Consider the following 16,522-nt stretch of genomic DNA (forward strand, 5'->3'; position numbering starts at 1 on the left):
GCTGAACGTTCAACTCCCCATTGATTGGAATGGATGAAATCAGTTTGGCTAAAGGGAAAGGAGCGGAAAAGCAAGCCAACGAAGAAATTCGCAGTGTCATTTTTAACGGACTTTTTGAACATCCTCTAATATAGAAAAAGTTATGAAATGAATACATTTAAACATCCAATCATATGCTAAAAACAACTGGATATCAAAATTAGTCTTCTTGGGATTTCGATATAAAGTAATTTAATGGTCCAACAAAAACTAGCCCTCCAGCGGCTATGCCTAAGAAAACGGCCGAATATGAGAACAATTCAATGTCACGACCTAAAAAATAATCTGTAATAATGCGAAGGATGGTAATAATAACTGGAAATCCGAGAGACCAAAATAACATTATTTTTAAACCTTTAGACATCGCTTTTAGCCCCCTTTTATAAGAACTTATTCAATTAAATGAAGTTAAATACAATTAATAATTAAATATCGCTTTCCATATAGAATTACACTCATTTAAAATAAATTTTTCAAAAAATCCACTGTTAGTAGGTTTATTTATCATGCATTTTTTAGGATATAAATTAACCTTTTATAACATAGCCTTTCTTAACATTATGGTTGTTTTTATGTGATATTAATACTAATTCTTATTCATCAACTAACTCGATTGTTTAAATTTGATTTAATAATAATTTGGTATCCTAATTCTTTTATTTAGGTATATTAGTCATCAATATTTTCTGTCCTTATTATAAATCTGTTTTGGAACTTCGACCTGTATAAACCAATTCAACGTTTTTCTCAATTTTAAATACCAGATTAGTCTTCTTTATTATTTATCTTTTCTTCTACAAAACTTCCTAACTCCTTCGCAAATTCACGAAAATTTTTAGGTGTAAGTTTTTCTACATCCGTTCCTTCACCTGAATGTTTTTCTACCGTCCCGTCTTCAAACTGTAACCATAAGCTCCAACTATACCCATCCTGATAGGTTTCTGGATCCTCAAAAGTATAATCCTTTTTCCAGCTTTGTACTTCATATTTTTCTAAGATGTCAATCGCTTTCTCCGTATCATTTATTTGTAGGACATCATCAGCGCGAAATCCACGAATATTAATCGAAGGATTTACATAAATTTCATTATTTTTAACATCTATTGCAATCGACTTATAATTGACCATTCATCAAAAAAATTTTTTATTACATTATTAATTGGATGTTTTTCCGTAGCTTCTGGCGCTTTATCGATGTGTTTAAATTCAAAAATATCGTATTTCCCCATAATACTCTCTTCTCCTTCGTCACTCTTCTCTACATCGTTATTCTTTGACTTAAAAGGTTCCACCTGATTTTCTTCTGAAGATGGCTGACAACCTAAAATGGATAACAAACAAACACCTATTAAAAAGTAATAGGCCGATTTTCTTTTCATTCGTTTCCACCTTCATTCATTTGCTCAAAAATTTCTTCCATATTTTCTTTTGAGTTTGGTAAGTATTCGTCGAGGCTTGCAATCTGTTTATCTCTGAAGTCCCCATTTTCTAACATCATACTACCATAATAACTAGCAAACCCTTCTCTATTTGGTTCTCTTTTTCTTTCTAGTGAATCAGTATGAATCCAATAACTGTTTTTGTGATGTCCTCATTTACCTTTTATTTGATTCAAAGTAACTCCCCCATAAACATCAGATGCATTGTGATCTTCGTTCGTAACTGACGTTTGATTATATCCTTTTTGTAAAATAAAAGTGAAGCCTTTTCCATAATTTCAGATTTTGCATTCTCGCTTTCGTACCTTCTTTTGTTCAAAAATGCTCCTTTTTTTAATTGAACAATCGTTCTTTTTTATCTGCCAAAAAAGGCCTGTCAAAAGCTTCTCTACCATGATTAGTCACGAACCTTAAAAGGCAGTGAGTGAAGGCCGTTTATAAATAAAAAACGAGAATAATCGCTCGTATTTTTTTATTTATTCCATTTCTTTCAATTTTTCTTCCACAAAGTTTCCTAAATCCTTCGCAAATTCACGAAAGTTATCAGGTGTAAGTTTTTTGACATCCGTTCCTTTTCCCGAATGTTTTTCTACCGTCCCGTCTTCAAACTGCAACCATAACTTCCAACTATACCCATCTTCATAAGTGCCTGGATCTTCAAATGTATAATCGGTTTTCCATTCTTGGACATCATATTTTTCCAATATTTCATGAACCTGATCTGCTCCATTGATCTCAACGATCCCGCCTCGAGCACGGAACCCACGACCACTGATGATAGGATTAATATAAATTTCATTATTTTGTACATCAATTGCTACCGCCTCATATGGAACATCAATAGACCATTCATCAAAAAAGACTTTAATCACTTCTTTAATAGGATGTTTTTCCGTTGCCTCTGGAGCTTTATCGATATGCCTAAAATCAAAAATGTCTTTTTGCGTCACATGATTTCCCTCACTATCATTACTATTTAGTTCCTTTTCATTTATATCCTTCTGACCCGTTGTTTCATCTTTGTCTTGATTTGTAGATGACTGGCAACCGAGTAATAATAAACAAATTATAAAAATAGATAAATAGCTCAGTTGTTTCTTCATTCATTTACACCTTCATTTATTTTATCAAACATTTCATCCATATGTAGTTTGGAGTTAGGCAAGTATTCATTGACACTCTCTATCTGTTCATCTCTAAATTCTCCATCTTCTATCATGCTACTTCCATAATAACTAGCAAATCCTTCTTTGTTTGGTTCATTCGTTCGCTCACGAGTGTCTTCATTAATCCAATAATCTAGCTCGTGATGTCCCCATCTTCCTAAGATCTCATTTAAAGTTACCCCACCATAAACATCAGATACATTATGATGTTCGTCGGCATATAATTCACCCGATATCCGGGTTTGAATAGTACCAAATAAGTCATCTTCTGCATTTGTCAAATCTATATCCGATGATGGTCCTTTATGAATCGCTACTTTCACAATATTATTAATCATTTTCTTTTTATCTGAAACATTAATTTCATCGTATTCCGCCTTATTTAATTCGTTTCTAAGTTCTGTCCGTATTCTATTTTCTACATCCCCATGCATATGTTCCGCCAATGTCTTCCCATTAGTTCTGTATACATCTGAAAAAAAGCCGTTCATCTCATTATCCACACCGTAATAATAATCAATCGCATGCCCTAGTTCATGAAAAAAAGTAAAGTATGCACCCCGTTCATTCGTACGATCTCTTTCATATACATAAGTTATAGAATTTCCTGTATCGTTAAAAAACGACGGTCCCGGATCCTCTTCATCATCAGGGTTTATCTCTACTAAAATCAGCTCCATCCTATCCAAATACTTCAACGCTAGTGTCTGATACGGCTCCTCCGCCACATACATTAAATACTTTATTTCCACAATGTCTTTCGCATCTAAAACAGAAAGAAATTCATCCGTAGTTTCCACATATTCCGGATTTCTTTCTTCATATTTAATAATGGTAATAATTTTTTCAAGATCTCCCGGATACCTCTTAAGATGATCACTATATTTTGCTTTCGCTTTTCTTGTATAATGGATCTCATCGAGCTTCTGAATCCAACTTAAATCCATTCCTTCTGTACTAAATGTGCCGGTATTACTATTAAATCCTTTTCCACCTTGAATCTGACTAAGACCCAGCATTACATTTCTAGCAAGTTGCAGCGCGGTATCATAATTACTCGCAGACGCACTATTAAACATATATAAATTTTCTAATTTCTCCTCAAGTTTCCGTTGCATATGTTTGTAAATAAGAATAGATACTCCAAATATGGGGGTAGTTTCATTTAATGATTCAAGATTTTTTATCATTCGGCTAATTTCTTGGATTTGTTCCCTAACTTCTTGCTCCACAACATCTGTCGTAGCTACTTGTGATTTAAAGTCATCGAGAAATTTGTCATTTTGACGAATTAATTCCTCACATAAATAAATAATTCCTTCGGCAAGAGGAAGATATGTTTGAGTCATGAAAACTTTAGCGGAATGATAAGTTTTACCTTGTAGAGAAAATGCCAGCGTGAAGGAAGTAATTGAAGCAATCGTCCGTTCCATTGATTGGATAATCTCGATACAAATCGCATTCGCGCTATTTTTTTGTGCATCAGTTTCTCCTAAAAACATATTTAGACTCACGTATCTTCCCCCCGCTCGATCGACCGCTTCAATTCATATAAGTCGTCTTCCAAATAAAATAATTCTTGTCTTTCTTTCAATATTTCATTCTTTTTACTATCAAGCTCATGTAAAATCTGTCGTTTGCACTGTTGCAGTTCTAATCTATCGTACTCAATAGCATTGGCTAACTCTTCGTCCCCATGCCACACATCATATAAGCGCGCAAATAAATGCTCACCCTGATTATTTATTTCCAAAAAATGATTCTCTATTTGTTCATATTCGGCTAATGCACGATGATTTTGCTCCTGCCTGTCCTGTAGATCTTGTAACCTTACATTAATTCGATTAATTTCATCTGCCGACATAAAAGATCACCCATTTTTCGCCTTTTGATACGTATTTAAATCCCGAAGTGCCTCATTAATTGGTAAAAGTCGATTAATCGCAGCACCCATTTCCTGATCCGTCCGTTCAAATTCCTTTGCAACCTTATGGATATTTTCGATCGTTTCTTGAAAACATTGATTAAAAAGCCGTGCTAGTTTTATTGCTTCCTGATTTGCTTCTTGAGCCTTTGCATTCACCGCGAGAGTCGTTTTTTCCGCATTGGGAATCGTTTTACTCACCGCAGTCTGAATCGCATCCGAGGCATTCCCCATTTCACTAGCAATATCTTCTGCAGTTTTCAAACTACTTTGAATCATAACATTCCCTTCCAATCTACATATACTTTTCTATAACTTTCCAATTTTATAGATTTCATTATAGCAACTGGAATAAATCATAACAAGGGAATAAAGTGCATGAAATCACAGTAAATTCTTCACAAAAACTCCTACAATGTATTTACTTACTTTTCAACTTGGGTCTATTGACATTGGGGCAAAACATCTTTTCACTTCATTTGGTCAACTTGTTTCCATTTAATATCGTTACTTTATTATGGTGGTCTCCAGCTTGGTTAATTTTCAGCATAAGAAAAAATAGTGAGAACAAGGCACAACTTACTTAGTTCCGACGATGATACGAAGTCGCACAAATAACACGCCAAAAGGCTGCTCTCACGTACAAATACAAAAAGCCCTCTAGTAATAATGCTAAAGTACTAGATAGGTCTTTTTACTCATCTCTCAGCCGGAATCGGTATTTTCAGTGAAAAATATAAAACACCTAATCCAACGAACACAATAAGCAAACCAATCCAGACACTTTCAGTAAATCCTAAAGCCAAATATCCCGCACCTGCTATCCCAGCAGCAATAAGAGCATAAGGAAGTTGGGTCATCACATGGTCAATATGATGACAATTTGATCCTGTTGCTGATAAAATCGTTGTATCGGAAATCGGTGAGCAATGATCGCCAAAAACTGCACCCGCCAAGACAGCAGCAAGCATTGGCAAGATTAATTCAATATGAGTCGCAGCCGCAATTTGCCCCGCAATCGGAAGAAGTAAAGCAAAAGCCCCCCAAGAGGTTCCGGTTGAAAAGGCGATTAAACCGGCAATGATAAAAATAATAAACGGTAATAAGGCAAATGGCAGATTGGCTTTTTCAACAACGTCTGCCAAATACGTTCCCGTTCCTAACTGATCAATCAAATCACTAATCGTCCAAGCAAGAACTAAAATGATAACCGCTGGCAACATTGCTTTCATGCCGTTCAAAATACTACCGAAAAAGTGACTTCCATTTAATTCACCTTTTGCCACATGTCTGAAAAAGAATAAAATTGTAGTCAAAACTGCTACAATTCCACCATAAAATAACGCTGTGGAAACATCCGCCTCACCTAAAATAGCAATGACACTTTTTTCCCCACCATCTAGCGCAGACATTCCCGTCCAGAAAATAAATCCAATCGTGGCAACAAATAATACAATAATCGGCACAATTAATTCCGATGTTTTTCCTAAACTGCTCGCTGACCCTGCTTCCAAATCTCCTGAAGTTTTCACATCCGATCTAGAAACCTCCCCCGTCTTGATCGCATGCAACTCATGCTTTTTCATCGGGCCAAAATCTGCTTGTTTAAGCGCAATAACAAGTACGACTCCAAGGGCAGACCAAACATAAAAATTCATCGGAATCATGAGTAGAAAAGCACTTAGCTCAGTATAGTCAACAATATTATGCGTTGTTAAAACCATCCCGATCAACCCGAGAATGTACGCACCCCAACTCGATACAGGTGCAATAACACAAACTGGAGCAGCGGTCGAGTCAACGATATAAGCAAGTTTTGCCCGTGAAATCCGATGTTTATCCGTAATCGGTCTAGCAACTTGTCCGACCGTCAAACAATTGAAATAATCATCAATAAATAGCGCAATCCCAAGAAATATCGTCACAATCTGTGCACCAACCCGTGTTTTCACACGCCGAATCATCCAATCACCAAACGCCTGTGTTGCGCCCATCACACTAATAAAATTTGTTATCATTCCAAGCAGTAAAATAAAAAATATAATATATACATTCCACGTATTTAATCCGCCATCTTCTATAAACACACCGTTTAACGCCCCGAACATAAGACGAACTGCATCGCTGACATGAAAATGTGCGATAAATAAGGCCGACGCAATGATTCCCACACCTAAAGAAATGAGAACACGCCGAGTAAGCAAAACCATAATAATTGCCAATAACGGCGGAATGAGTGACCAAAAAGAATCTGCCAAAATTAATACTCTCCTTCATGATGAATAACAAAAATTTTAACCTCTCCTATTATAACGCATTATTAGAAGATGTGAGAATGAAGTACACCCCCTTAATTTGCTTTTATCTTTGATAAAATTCGCTCCTAACAAAACAACAATTGTTTAATAAATTTGTACATCACCCGAGTATGGATTAAATTAGCCGATGTGTATCTCCATCAAGGGGCTCCTACTGATGAATGTAGTGCTGCTTCTTCTTTATTTCTATTTAATGGAGCCTACATAGCTCTTCCTAATATTTTCAGAAGAAATCAGGAGAACGCGGCGGAGCTCTTATCACTATTTTTAACCGAGATAAAGAACGCCACGTGGCTCCTTTCAATACTTTCTAACGAGATCAAAGAATACGAGAGGAGCGCAGACATTTCCTTTAATTCCGTCCCTGAATTTGCCCATAAGAGCGGGATGATTAATCAAAATCATATAAACGTCTTATTCATTTTTAATAAGAACTACATCTCATCATGTAGGATCGATCACACACCACCATTGTTAAAATCTCCATTCAAGCTCCAAGCGATTCAAATTCGCTCTTCACAAATTCAATCTCTTTTTTACCTCCCTTTTACATTTATTTAACCTTTGAATGTTAATCTAATAATGAAAATACTATTCATAAAAAGGGAGATACCAATGCTTACAAAAGAGATGGTTATAAACTTTCAAGTGTATAGTCGCGTAAAAGAATTAATTCAACAAGCCGGGGAAACAGTTAGAAACGAGGTATTTCACAGGGAAACAATCACGACAAAAGAAAGTTTCATAGACTTAGTGACAACTGTCGCTCAAGAGGTGGAGATTTTTTTCACAAAAAAATTGCGTCGCCTTATTCCAGGAAGTCATTTGATTGCCGAAAAATCCAATACAATGAACTCATTAGATTTTAGTAAGTTTGAATATACATGGATAATTAGCCCAATCGAAGGCACAAAGAATAGGTTTGCTACGTCCATCGCGCTTTATAATTATAATGAAATCAAATTCGGCATAACGCTAGACATTCCTAACAACTTCTTGTACGCAGCGCAAAAAGACCAAGGCGCATTTATAAATGACATCCCTTTAACCGTATCTTCCGTAGATTCTTTAAAAAATAGTTTAATCGCTAATCCATTACTTACAACTGAATGGAACGATCACGCACAATTTAATAACATACCTCACTCCTTTTTCAACAAAAGTCATGGCATCCGAAATTCCGGATCTTCCAGTTTAGACTTAGCATTAATTGCATCTGGACAAATGGACGGATTTTGGCATCAAAACTTACAACCATGGGATGTCGCTGCAGGAATCATCCTAGTCGAAGAAGCCGGTGGAAAAGCCACCAATCTCTATGTCGACAAAAGTAATATAATCGTTGTTTCCAATAAAACCATTCATGAACAACTAGTAAACCATATTAAAAATAATGTAAAGAGGTGTCATTAATGCAGGAACTTACCTTTATCCATTTATCAGATCCCCATGTTTTAGCACCAAATAAACAACTATTCGTTCGTGGCATAAATACAGAAAATCAATTTCGCCATAGTCAAAAAGTACTCTTAAATACTGAGACAGATGCGGTATTCACATTAATTAGCGGAGATTTAGTCCATGACGGGAACGAAACAGACTACCGTCACTTAAAAAAGCTACTAGACGAAACCGCTGCAAAAAATAATATTCCTTACATGTTAGCACTTGGGAACCACGACACGAGGCGTTCCTTTCGAAGTGTCTTCTTACAAGAAACAAATTCAAATCGCGCCTACTATCACAGCACAACAATTCAAGGGGTTCGCTTTATCGTGCTTGATTCCATGATCCCCGGAGAGGTATCAGGCAAAATAGACGCCGAACAATTAACATGGTTAAAAAAACAACTTAAAACAGAAGCAGAAGCCGGTACAATTATCATCATGCACCATCCACCGGTCGAAGAACATTTCAAAAACAAAGATCAATTCGCTGAGACAATAAAAAATACAGACGTGATCGGAATTTTATCCGGTCATATTCACAGATACAGTCAATTTTATTTTCAATCGATCCCTTGTTTTACCGTAAACAGCACCGCTTACGGGATGGTAAAAATCAATGAAAACATCACGACAACAACAAAAATGACTGGTTATAGCATCATTACCGTAAAAAATAAAAAACTATTCGTCCAACCACAAACAATAACAACCGATAAACCTTATTTACTTTCTGTATAGCTTTTTTGATACCAACAGAAAACCCTTCGATAAAGGGTTTTTTATTATGATCACAAATATATGCTCCTTTTTTAAAAACCTTCTTCCCACTCAAATAAGATACTTTTCTAATTATGACCTTTTTGATAAAATAATAACTATTATTAGTTCGTTCTTGTCTAGACCATTATTTAGACAGCAGATTTATACAACAAACGAAATCACCGAAAATTCCTGAATTAACTATTAGAGGATGTACGCACTATTAACAAACAATGCTATAATAAAATGAAACAGAGCACATTAGGGGGAAAATCAAATTAATAAATCGGATTCCAACGCTTATGCTGCAGCTATAGGATACGCTTTTATCATTGGGTTTTCTTTTTTATTTGTAAAAATTTCATTAACTGTAACAAATGCAGTCGATATTTTAGCGTATCGTTTTACCGCAGCCTTTATAGCTGCAATCGTCATCAATATGTTCACAAAAAAATTACAAAAAATAAGCCTGAAGGACTTTCGCAACATTCTCCCACTTGCCATTTTTTATCCAACATTATTTTTCCTGTTCCAAGTAACAGGACTGGATTATATTACAATATCTGAGGCTGGAATTTTACAAGCTACGATACCGATTTTCACGTTAATTTTGGCATCATTCATATTGAAAGAACATGCAACCAATTTAAGAAAAATCTCCATTATTTTATCCGTTGTGGGAGTCATGTACATATTTATCATGAATGGTGTTAATGTCGAATCATACAATTGGACTGGAATTATTTTAATCCTTTTATCCACATTATCTTTAGCATTTTACAACGTGTTTGCTAGAAATTTAACAAGACAGTATCCGCTATTTACACTAACATTTTTTATGACTTTTATAGGATTTATCTCATTTAATATAATCGCGCTAGTCTACCATGTAATCAACGACTCACTCAGCAATTTTTTCCTGCCACTACTTAGCATGAAATTTGTTGGTTCGATCCTTTATCTAGGAGTCATGGCATCATTTCTTACATCCTTTTTATCTAACTACGCCTTAAACAACATCGAAGCAGCCAGGATGAGCGTATTCAATAATATATCGATTTTAATTACCATTTTCGCAGGAATTATTTTCTTAAATGAATCCCTTTATTACTACCATATCATTGGCGCAATCACCATAATCGCCGGAGTGTTCGGCACCAATTACACAGGCCGAAAAAATTCGCTCCTAGCAAGACGGTAATCAGCCTCTTTTAAACCTCTCGCAACTAAAATTCCAAGATAACATATGTGATTGACTGCATATAGCTAAAAGCCACGCTTCAATTTAATCCGATTCATACCACGGTTGAAATAACGGGTATTATCGGCTAATTGATAAAATGGCTCGTTTTGGGTCGTATGGGGAAATGTCAATATCTATTTTTTCTTTCATGATAAGGGATGCTGCTAGCTTACCAACATAAGGTCCCATCGTTAATCCCGAAGCGCCTAAACCATTTAGCAGCATAACTCCTTCTAAAGAAGGGATCATTCCTATAATAGGAGAAACTTCCGATCCCATTGGACGAAACCCAATCCGCACTTCTTCTAGTTTTCCATCCTTTAATCCGGGAGCAACTTTTAATGCTTCCGATAAAACTTCGTGGATCCCACCGGCAGTTTGTCTATAATCAAAACCAGATCCAGTTTCCCTAGTTGCTCCGGCAACAATACGGGAATCGTCGAAAGCTAATAAATAATGACTAGACATTGGTAGTACAATCGGCCAATCACTTGTATCCATATCTAGAAGTTTCATATGGACTATCTGTCCTCTTTGCGGCTCTATTTGAAGCTGAATGTCTAGTGGTTCCAAAAGAGTTCCGGCCCATGCTCCCGCAGCAATTACTACTAAATCTCCATGAATAGACTTACCATTAACTGAAACACCATGAATTCTTCGCTTTTCATGTATTAAGGTAGCTTCACCTTCCAAAAACTTTCCACCATTTCGGATTGTGGCTCGTTTTAAAGCGTCGCGAAGAAGATTTCCATCCACCCTAGCAGCACCAGATATAAAAACAGATTGAAGATCATCATGCAAAACAGGGAACAATTTTTGTGTGTCTCTTCAGTTCCTAATCTTTGAATTGTCCCAATATCATCCGCATCCATTTTTTTAAGTATTAAACTCTTTTCTATTTCATCCAATTTTTCCGAATTTGTTCCTATGCAAATTGCTCCTACCTTTTTATATCCTAAGTCACGTTCCCCATCATCCTTCAAAGACATTATTAGTTCAGGATAATAGGCAGCTCCTCTTTTGGCAATTTGGTACCATGAATCATCCGTTACACTTGACGTCCAGGGACTAACAATTCCCGCTCCAGCAGTGGTAGCCTTCCCATGCTGTGCCCCGTCGATCATAACTATTTCTATACCATCATATTTAGATAAATTGTAGGCAACACTAGCTCCTAAAATTCCAGTTCCTATGATAATAATCTTCAATAGAATCACTCCAAGTTTTAAAAAAGTAATATTCAACCCATCATATCACTAGTGTACAAAAGCAATTATTAAATTAAAATTCAGCAAGCCTTTTACAATTTCACACGCCCTCTGCTTCCATTTACTAGTCTTTCGTTAAACTTCATTTCGTCCCAATTATGAAGTTCCTGCCCCTTTCCCATTTGTTACTATATTGTTCTTAAAAGCGGGAAAAATTCTCTAAGATTGCTGCGATATCTTCTATTGTACTATTAACTTGTTGGATATTGACAACGAACGATACTAGTTAACTTGAAGACTATAATCCTGATGTCGTCTTACTAGTTTACGGTACACATTAGTCACTAAGCATGAAGAGAAGAAGAGAGCAACTCTGCATTTTTTTATACATATAAAGGGGCTGCAACCCTTAGTCAAAAACATTAGATCAGGACCTTACTTATTTTTGCAACTAGGTACAAATGAGAAAAATGATGCTACTATTTCCTTAACTAAATCCTTTTTGGTTATACCTTATTTAACATTATAAAAAATAAAAATCCCCAAAAAGGGGATTTGATGAAAAAGTAGATAGTGTTGGTTTGAAATAAAGTTTGACCAAAATTGGGTTATAAACCTTGATTTAATAAATAGATTGGAGCCTACTTTTAAAAAAAGAGGGTATTCGGATTTTATAGTGGAAAAATCGACACCAAAGTTGTCTCTTATATCGTGGTCAGTTACGTTTCAATAACAAGAGTGAATGTATCTGGGTACTTTTCCTGTAATATTTCGAGTATTTTTTCCGCTTTCTTTTTGTCTTTGAATATTCGACGATCTCTTTTTATAAGTGTATGTGTATAGCTATTTATCGTTATGGATTTGAGCCATGTACCCGTTGTGTTATTTTTAATACTTGCATGATATTGTTTAGTCATAAATACACAGTCCTTTTATTATAATAATGTTGTCCCTATTACACTTTCTTTCTACTGTCCACCAGATAATCCGAGAAGTCAAAGAAGATTGATAAAACAAGCTCTCAGCGTATTTTCGTTCCCTTGAATTTTTATAAAAAAGTTTGATCATTTTCTACTTGTGTTATTTAATTACCGCGCCCTTCAGCAGAACAAATTAGTTAATCGATATATTTATCTTTTAACTGATCTGAACCAATGCCACCAACAATCAAAGGTATATGGAAATCAGCGAACGTTCAGAAATGTTTTTATGGTATTTCCGTACACATAATCTTAATAATCGGTGAAGGTTATTATTTGTCCGTAAATGTGTACATTTATAGACATTCATAAACTGTTTAGGTCCCATCAACAAAGAGTAGTACCAGTGAAGCTGCCACTATCCCAAAGAATAATTATGAACTAACGATCCATTATTTTCCTTTATAAAGTATTGTGATATTATAAAAAAGAAAGGAATACTGTTAAAGTGCATGCGTATTGGAAGAATTTTGACACTCAAATAACGTGTGAAACCATTGATAAATCAACATCTATAGAGGGAGGCGGTAAGATGAGTAAAATTAATATAATACCCATATTAATTTTCATAATCTCAGCTTTGACTTATTTTGTTTCAATGTTTGTTGCTGGGGATTTGTTCCCTGGATCAGTGATGATAATATTGACAATAATCCTTCCAATTATTGGTCTTGTACTCGCTTTCAAATCCAAAAAAGTTGTTAAAGTAGTGGGGATTATTGGTAACCTTTTGGTTTTATTTGTTGCAGGAATCATACCAGCTATTTCAATGTTTTTTTGGAATTCACCGTAACAAAAAACAACGTGGTTTCCCACGTTGTTTTTTTAGCATAACCTGCCACGCGGCTGGAAATAAGTGTTGATTTGCAGCCATGTTGCGTAATCTTGACCTTGGTATGGGTCGATACAACTTGCAAGAGTCTTATGGCAACATTTATCTCCCTTACCAAAGTTGCTCCAACAGCGATCATGTGCACGGCAGCAGGAATCGAGACTGTTTATAGGTGTTCCTCCACCTTTACATGTTTTACAATCACCACATCCCGAGCCACAATGTCGATATAGTTTACCTTTTTTCTCATTATCAAGACAAAACTTACCATCAATCCAATCTAATGACTGGGTGCTAACATTACTACCAGGAACATACTCCGGATTGTTGGGTAGAGCCTCTACACCATCAACAGGAAGCAAAGTTGTAGCGATCAATGATTCAGCTATTTTAGTTTTTATTCGGCGATTTTATACTAAATACAGCGATTTTGAAATTAATTCAGCGAATATCATTATATTTAAGCGTATTTTGGAATAATTCAGCGAATGGGACAAAAGTGTTTTTTCGTAAAGGAAAATTCGAACTAACTAGAAATTAAGGTAGAGCATACCATTCTGCTTTGCAAATACCCTTTGCGGATCTTAGAGCGCTGATAACCCTCCGACAGAAAGGAAAAATATCTACCAGCATGTCACTTACATTGTCATTTCGTGTTAATATCTGATACAACATAACATGATACAACTTTGATGGGCAGAAAAGCAATATCCTTCATTTTATATTTTTCATTCTTGCGCCACGGTCTATATAAATATTTTGCAACCTATGAGAAGCGGGATAATAAATATAGTACGGTTTACTGCCTAAATAAACATTCTCCTCTTCCTTTTTGCTCATTAATACCCGTTCTCCATCTAGAAATACAACGATATATAATTCTTTCAACTCTTCATCTATTTTATCTGGTTGAATATTATATATTTTAAATTTAAGTCGAGTTGTAGTAGTTGATGTTGCAATAATCATTGATATGATAATAAAAAAAGTATTAAGGAAAAATAAACTGAAAATAAGAATAACAACTTCAGGATTGTCTAACTTCTGATAATCAATTATAATAGCAAATAAAAAAACCGCTAAAAACCAAACTAGAAAATTAAATGATGCTACTAACTTAATAACTCTATTAAATATTTTTTTCGTTTTTCCAACCCGTTCCCTACTCATTAATAAATATGTTCTTATAAAAATTTGCAATAAATATACAAAAATACCGCCACCGATTATCAATAACACATATCCCAAACTAAAAGACAAATTATAGTCGTTCATTACAACAAAAGAAACAGATAGTGTAATTAAAAATCCAATTAAAAGCGCTCTACCGTAATCTGCCTTCAATCTAGAAGTTTTCGTTTCCATAATCGAATCCAGTTCAGTACGAAACTCACTTAAATAACTCCGACTAAAAATGGTTAAAAGCGAAAAAACAACCGGAATGAGTCCGACAATATTCATTATAAGAAAATCGATAATTTTATTTATCATAATCACCTCCTAAAATAGATTTAAAAAGCACATGCTAACATCATAATCATTATACTTCCAATGTTTTACGTTCCAATATCTACTGTAATTATTCCTTTTCCATATTCATTTTAAACAGTTTCCTTTGTTAACAAAAGAGACACTTCAGTAATCCGTGTTAATTTTGTTATTATCCATTTAGTGGCATCCGAAATTTTTGTAACCAATTTTAAAATTTTCTTGCTATTTCCCCCTTGGTTCATACTATCAATATTGTCATCATTTTTTAAGTATAGCACTATTTTGTAAAGGGCTGAATCAATTGTCGAAACAACCACGTTGGAAAGGATTTTTATTAATTATCTTGGGAGCTACATTTTGGGGGATCGGTGGAACTGTCTCACAAAGATTATTTCAAGTAGATACTATTTCAGTAGAGTGGCTCGTGGCAGTTCGATTATTACTATCTGGAGTTATTATGATTTTGTTAGCTTATTTTTCTAAAAATAATAAACTAGTATTTCAAATTTGGACGAACAAAAAAGCAGTTGTTCAGCTTTTTGTCTTCGGATTATTAGGAATGCTGACCGTACAATATACATATATGGCTTCAATTCAATTGGGAAACGCCGCCGTCGCCACGATGTTACAATATTTAGCACCAGTATTCATTATCATTTATCTAGCTCTTTCTAGAGCGAGCATACTTAAAACAAAAGATTTCATCGCAGTGACAATCACATTCCTTGGAACATTTTTATTGCTTACAAATGGCTCTTTCCAGCAAATTTCAGTTCCTTTTGCCGCCGTCATATGGGGTGTACTTTCTGGAGTTTCTCTTGCTTTTTATACGCTTTATGCAGGAAAATTATTAAATAAATGGGGTTCCCTTAATGTGATCGGATGGGCGATGATCATTGGAGGAATCGGTATGAGCATCATTCATCCCCATGGAAATTTGATACAACAGGCTGGACGATAGAAACAGTATTACTTTTAATTTTTGTCATTATTTTCGGCACAATGCTTGCTTTCTGGTTCTATCTTGAAAGTCTAAAATATTTAAATCCTCAAGAAACGAGTTTACTAGGAACTATTGAACCACTAGCAGCCATTATTTCTTCAGTAGCATGGCTAAAAATACCCTTTGGTGGTTATCAACTACTAGGTAGCTCGCTTGTCCTATTTATGGTAATTTATATATCCGTGGTTAAAGATAAAGAGGAAGAAGGACTGTCACAAAAAGAGGCATGAACTTATAAAAACAATGGAAAGAATCCTTTTACACTCCTCCCTACTATTTACTTGTACACGAGTATAATATCAATGAAAACGGGTGAGAGAGTCGTCTGCGAACGAATTACAGTAAATTTTTCATTGAAAGCGGGAGAAAACTCGCTGCGAAGGGATTCAATGAGTTTCAGCCTTGTAACAGCAAGAGAGCTCACTGCAAAAGGAACCAAACGAGTTCTAGTTATACCGTCTTGCATTGCCATCAAGTTTCAACAATGGAATTTGTAAATTCTTTAGTCCCCATCCGCTTTTTCTACAAAGCATTTCAACAACTTTTTCACTGTTTGCACATCCATTTCTTCTTTATCTGAAAATTTTTTGTTAATTAGTTAGCCCTCTTACTACCCATATTTATTACCTTTAGGAATTAGTTCCGTTTCTTTCATTTAATTTATTCATTTAA

At 35.1% G+C, this 16,522-nt stretch carries 16 protein-coding genes and 1 pseudogene; 5 read left to right on the forward strand and 12 right to left on the reverse strand.

The genetic code is table 11. The annotated features are described in order from the left end of the window. Positions 1 to 199: 199 nt before the first annotated feature. The 8 genes from SPD89_RS20730 to SPD89_RS20765 form a co-directional block, all read right to left on the reverse strand. Positions 200 to 403 (reverse strand): hypothetical protein, encoded by a 204-nt coding sequence (locus tag SPD89_RS20730; protein WP_336263843.1) that lies wholly within the window; start codon positions 401 to 403, stop codon positions 200 to 202. A gap of 401 nt (positions 404 to 804) precedes the next feature. After that, a complete protein-coding gene (locus SPD89_RS20735) occupies positions 805 to 1,167 on the reverse strand; it encodes a hypothetical protein (RefSeq protein WP_336263844.1) in 363 nt (120 codons plus the stop codon). Beyond that, positions 1,140 to 1,418, reverse strand: a complete 279-nt coding sequence (locus tag SPD89_RS20740; protein WP_336263845.1) for a hypothetical protein — start codon at positions 1,416 to 1,418, stop codon at positions 1,140 to 1,142. The genes SPD89_RS20735 and SPD89_RS20740 overlap by 28 nt, the downstream gene beginning before the upstream one ends. Positions 1,419 to 1,954: 536 nt before the next feature. Continuing rightward, positions 1,955 to 2,581, reverse strand: a complete 627-nt coding sequence (locus SPD89_RS20745) for a hypothetical protein (protein ID WP_336263846.1) — start codon at positions 2,579 to 2,581, stop codon at positions 1,955 to 1,957. Continuing rightward, positions 2,578 to 4,158, reverse strand: a complete 1,581-nt coding sequence (locus SPD89_RS20750) for a hypothetical protein (RefSeq protein ID WP_336263847.1) — start codon at positions 4,156 to 4,158, stop codon at positions 2,578 to 2,580. The genes SPD89_RS20745 and SPD89_RS20750 overlap by 4 nt, the downstream gene beginning before the upstream one ends. Further along, on the reverse strand, positions 4,155 to 4,508 hold the full coding sequence (locus tag SPD89_RS20755; RefSeq protein ID WP_336263848.1) for a DUF3958 family protein: 354 nt from the start codon (positions 4,506 to 4,508) through the stop codon (positions 4,155 to 4,157). The genes SPD89_RS20750 and SPD89_RS20755 overlap by 4 nt, the downstream gene beginning before the upstream one ends. A 6-nt stretch (positions 4,509 to 4,514) precedes the next feature. Continuing rightward, positions 4,515 to 4,847 carry a TIGR04197 family type VII secretion effector gene (locus SPD89_RS20760; RefSeq protein ID WP_442961214.1) on the reverse strand — a complete coding sequence of 111 codons (333 nt, stop codon included), beginning with the start codon at positions 4,845 to 4,847 and terminating at the stop codon, positions 4,515 to 4,517. A gap of 419 nt (positions 4,848 to 5,266) precedes the next feature. Beyond that, entirely contained in the window at positions 5,267 to 6,826 is a 1,560-nt protein-coding gene (locus SPD89_RS20765) for a Na+/H+ antiporter NhaC family protein (RefSeq protein ID WP_336263849.1), read from the reverse strand. A 675-nt stretch (positions 6,827 to 7,501) separates the two neighbouring features. On the opposite strand from SPD89_RS20765, the gene SPD89_RS20770 reads away from it, so the two are divergent. The 3 genes from SPD89_RS20770 (at position 7,502) to SPD89_RS20780 (ending at position 10,294) form a co-directional block, all read left to right on the forward strand. Beyond that, positions 7,502 to 8,299 (forward strand): inositol monophosphatase family protein, encoded by a 798-nt coding sequence (locus SPD89_RS20770; RefSeq protein WP_336263850.1) that lies wholly within the window; start codon positions 7,502 to 7,504, stop codon positions 8,297 to 8,299. Next, positions 8,299 to 9,072, forward strand: coding sequence for a metallophosphoesterase family protein (locus SPD89_RS20775; protein WP_336263851.1), 774 nt, complete (start codon positions 8,299 to 8,301; stop codon positions 9,070 to 9,072). Before SPD89_RS20770 ends, SPD89_RS20775 begins: the two co-directional genes overlap by 1 nt. A gap of 298 nt (positions 9,073 to 9,370) precedes the next feature. Beyond that, entirely contained in the window at positions 9,371 to 10,294 is a 924-nt protein-coding gene (locus tag SPD89_RS20780; protein ID WP_336263856.1) for a DMT family transporter, read from the forward strand. Positions 10,295 to 10,414: 120 nt separating this feature from the next. Here the strand turns inward: SPD89_RS20780 and SPD89_RS20785 are convergent, their stop codons facing one another. The 3 genes from SPD89_RS20785 to SPD89_RS20795 all read right to left on the reverse strand — a co-directional run bounded on the left by SPD89_RS20785 (position 10,415) and on the right by SPD89_RS20795 (position 12,461). Next, complete coding sequence (locus SPD89_RS20785) at positions 10,415 to 11,149, reverse strand: NAD(P)/FAD-dependent oxidoreductase (protein WP_336263852.1); 735 nt, start codon at positions 11,147 to 11,149, stop codon at positions 10,415 to 10,417. Beyond that, on the reverse strand, positions 11,062 to 11,544 hold the full coding sequence (locus SPD89_RS20790; RefSeq protein ID WP_442961215.1) for an FAD-dependent oxidoreductase: 483 nt from the start codon (positions 11,542 to 11,544) through the stop codon (positions 11,062 to 11,064). The genes SPD89_RS20785 and SPD89_RS20790 overlap by 88 nt, the downstream gene beginning before the upstream one ends. A 719-nt stretch (positions 11,545 to 12,263) precedes the next feature. Next, positions 12,264 to 12,461 (reverse strand): hypothetical protein, encoded by a 198-nt coding sequence (locus SPD89_RS20795; RefSeq protein WP_336263853.1) that lies wholly within the window; start codon positions 12,459 to 12,461, stop codon positions 12,264 to 12,266. 595 nt (positions 12,462 to 13,056) lie between these two features. On the opposite strand from SPD89_RS20795, the gene SPD89_RS20800 reads away from it, so the two are divergent. Beyond that, a complete protein-coding gene (locus SPD89_RS20800; protein ID WP_336263854.1) occupies positions 13,057 to 13,317 on the forward strand; it encodes a hypothetical protein in 261 nt (86 codons plus the stop codon). A gap of 753 nt (positions 13,318 to 14,070) precedes the next feature. Here SPD89_RS20800 and SPD89_RS20805 read toward each other — a convergent pair. Continuing rightward, the gene (locus SPD89_RS20805; protein ID WP_336263855.1) at positions 14,071 to 14,847 is read right to left on the reverse strand and encodes a hypothetical protein; all 777 of its coding nucleotides are present in this window, start codon (positions 14,845 to 14,847) and stop codon (positions 14,071 to 14,073) included. A 292-nt stretch (positions 14,848 to 15,139) separates the two neighbouring features. Between SPD89_RS20805 and SPD89_RS20810 the strand changes: the two are divergent. Then, a pseudogene (locus SPD89_RS20810) lies at positions 15,140 to 16,080 on the forward strand (DMT family transporter). The last annotated feature ends 442 nt before the right edge of the window (positions 16,081 to 16,522 follow it).

Origin of the sequence: Pseudogracilibacillus sp. SO30301A, assembly GCF_037072025.1 — a bacterium.
Taxonomy (GTDB): Bacteria; Bacillota; Bacilli; order Bacillales; family Amphibacillaceae; genus Pseudogracilibacillus.